3 protein-coding genes are annotated in these 2,686 nt (G+C 59.1%); 1 reads left to right on the top strand and 2 read right to left on the bottom strand.

Annotation, left to right across the window (positions count from 1 at the left end):
• Positions 1-683: ABC transporter ATP-binding protein (locus V7D69_RS15785; protein WP_333606306.1), on the bottom strand; the 683-nt coding region annotated here is incomplete at its 3' end.
• A 335-nt stretch (positions 684-1,018) separates the two neighbouring features.
• On the bottom strand, positions 1,019-1,723 hold the full coding sequence (locus V7D69_RS15780; RefSeq protein ID WP_196379059.1) for a GntR family transcriptional regulator: 705 nt from the start codon (positions 1,721-1,723) through the stop codon (positions 1,019-1,021).
• A gap of 100 nt (positions 1,724-1,823) precedes the next feature.
• Between V7D69_RS15780 and V7D69_RS15775 the strand changes: the two genes are divergently transcribed.
• Positions 1,824-2,686 (top strand): LLM class flavin-dependent oxidoreductase (locus V7D69_RS15775; protein ID WP_333606305.1); only part of this gene is annotated, 863 nt, incomplete at its 3' end.

Raw genomic sequence — 2,686 nt, 5'->3', positions numbered from 1 at the left:
ACGCTTTCCGGACGGTTATAGACCTCGTCCGGCGTGCCGACCTGCTCGATATCGCCGCCACGCAGGATAACGATGCGGTCTGCCAGCGTCATGGCCTCCACCTGATCATGGGTAACGTAGATGATGGTCGTGCCGAGCTGCTGGTGCAGCCGCTTGATTTCCGTGCGCACCTGTCCGCGCAGCTTGGCGTCGAGGTTGGAAAGCGGCTCATCGAACAGAAACACCTGCGGGCGGCGCACGATGGCGCGGCCCATGGCCACGCGCTGGCGCTGGCCGCCGGAAAGCTGGCCGGGCCGACGGTCGAGCAGGTGCTCGATGCCCAGCATCTTCGCCGCCTCGTCGATGCTGGCATTGGCCTGCGAGGCGCTGACACCGCGCACCTTCAGGCTGAAACCCATGTTTTCGCGCACCGTCTTGTGCGGATAAAGCGCATAGTCCTGAAAGACCATGGCGATGTCACGCTCGCGCGGCGGCAGCCGGTTGACGACGCGGTCACCGATCTTCACTTCGCCGCCGGTAATGCTTTCAAGCCCGGCGACCATGCGCAGCGTCGTCGATTTGCCGCAACCGGAAGGGCCGACGAACACGACGAATTCGCCATCGTTGATTTCAAGGTCTATGCCCTTGACGATGCGAAGCGCACCGTAACTCTTGTCCAGCTTGCGCAGGCTGACCGAAGCCATATTTTCCTCCTCACGACCGGCGCGTCCAGAATTCGGATGGACGCCATTGCCGGTATCAACCTTCAAGTTCCACGCATCGCATCGTTGAAAATCGATCCCGATTGTCTGGCGATATCGTGGGATGGCGAAACGCCTGTCTCCCTGAGGACGTGATATTACCTTTCAAAAAAAGGAAATCAATAGTGTATCAATTTTATTTCTGACAGAAATCAAAAACTATTAAGTCATTGATTTAAAGAAATATAGTCGCAAAACAGCCTGCGAGACAGGCCGCTGCTTGCTTGCCTCCCGTCAAATTTCTCCGTTCATCTGGATCACGCGAATTTTGCGCAGTCTCAACGTATGCGAGAAACGTATCGCGCAACGCTATGGTCGAACCAGGTCCATGAAACTTCGGCCACCGCACCGTCCTGCGCCTGGCTGAGACGCAACACCCGCGGCACCAGCGCGCCTGATTTCTGACCGAAGACCTCGGGTGTCCATTCCGGTACTTCGCCGAGATCGATGCGATCCTCCGCCTTCGATATCCAGAGGTTAAGGCGGGTGCGGTAATAGAGATAGAGGGATTCCGACATGTTCTCGATGGCGATGGTGTCGACGTAAGAACCGTCCAGCCAGATTTCCTCGATGGCCGCCGGTTTGCCGGCAATGCGCCGCAGGCGACGAATCCTGTGTCCTTCGGTCGATGTGCCGAAAGCGGGCAGGTCGGCAGGCTTGGCAAGGCGTGCCACATCCAGAACCTCCGCCGTCGGCAGGCCGCCGCCCTCGATCAGTTCAAGCCGGAAGAAGGCGTAGACGCTTTGCGGATCGCTGACGGCGCGAATGTAATTGCCCGAGCCCTGCACCCGCTCCAGCAGGCCGCGCTCCTGCAATTCGGCGAGCGACTTGCGAAGCGTGCCAACGGCGATGCCGAGATCGGCCGCCATATCGCGCTCCGGCGCGAGCTTCTCGCCATCGATCAGCCGGCCCGCCGCCACTTCGCGCACCAGCATTTCCGCGATCTGCATATACATTGGCAGGCTGCCGCCAGTGTGTTTCATATGCCGTTTCCTCCCCCGAAACAAAAATTGATACATCATTGATTTACATATTTCTTGATGTTATGCAAGAAAAACGAGAGCGGCCCTGAGGAGGAATTGCATGACCGTCGTACCCGTTACATCCGCTGATCTCGATGCTGCCGAGGTCTCCTGGTTTTCCGCTTTGTGTTCCGATGACTACGCCTATCTTGGTGTGCCGGATGGCAGCCTGCGCTCCAGTTTCGAACATTGTTCCGATATCGTCAAAAAGGCCGAAGAACTCGGCTTTCGCAACATCCTCTGCCCTTCCTCCTATCAGGTGGGGCAGGATACGCTGAGCTTCGTCGCCGGCTGTGCGCCGATCAGCGACCGCATCAATTTTCTTGCTGCTATCCGTTGCGGCGAGATGCAGCCGATCATGCTGGCGCGCACGGTGGCGACGCTCGACCACATGCTGAAAGGCCGCCTGACGCTCAACGTCATCAGCTCCGATTTCCCCGGCGAAGTGGCCGATAGCGCCTTTCGCTACAAGCGCAGCCATGAGGTGGTTGAGATTCTGCGCCAGGCCTGGACGCGCGACACCATCGACCATGACGGCGAAATCTACCAGTTCAAGGGCGTCTCCACCGAGCCGGCAAGACCCTATCAGCAGAATGGCGGACCGCTCCTTTATTTCGGTGGCTACTCGCCGGATGCGCTGGAACTCTGCGGCGCGCAATGCGACGTCTATCTGATGTGGCCGGAAACGAAGGACCAGCTTGCGGACCGCATGCGTGCCGCAAATGAGCGCGCCGCCGCCCATGGCCGCACGCTGGATTACGGCCTGCGCGTCCATATGGTGGTGCGCGATACCGAACAGGAAGCCCGCGAATATGCCGAACATCTTGTCTCGAAGCTCGATGACGAATATGGGCAACTGATCCGCAACCGCGCGCATGACAGCGGCTCGCTCGGCGTGTCGCATCAGGCGCGTGCCCGCGAACT

Origin of the sequence: Novosphingobium sp. (assembly GCF_036733805.1) — a bacterium.
Lineage (GTDB): Bacteria > Pseudomonadota > Alphaproteobacteria > Sphingomonadales > Sphingomonadaceae > Novosphingobium.
Note: the sequence above shows the minus strand (reverse complement) of the source record. Positions and strands in the feature narration are given on the sequence as shown.

Bases quoted from the DNA above. Each gene is read 5' to 3' on its own strand.
- V7D69_RS15780 (WP_196379059.1), bottom strand. From the start codon at position 1,723: ATGAAACACACTGGCGGCAGCCTGCCAATGTATATGCAGATCGCGGAA.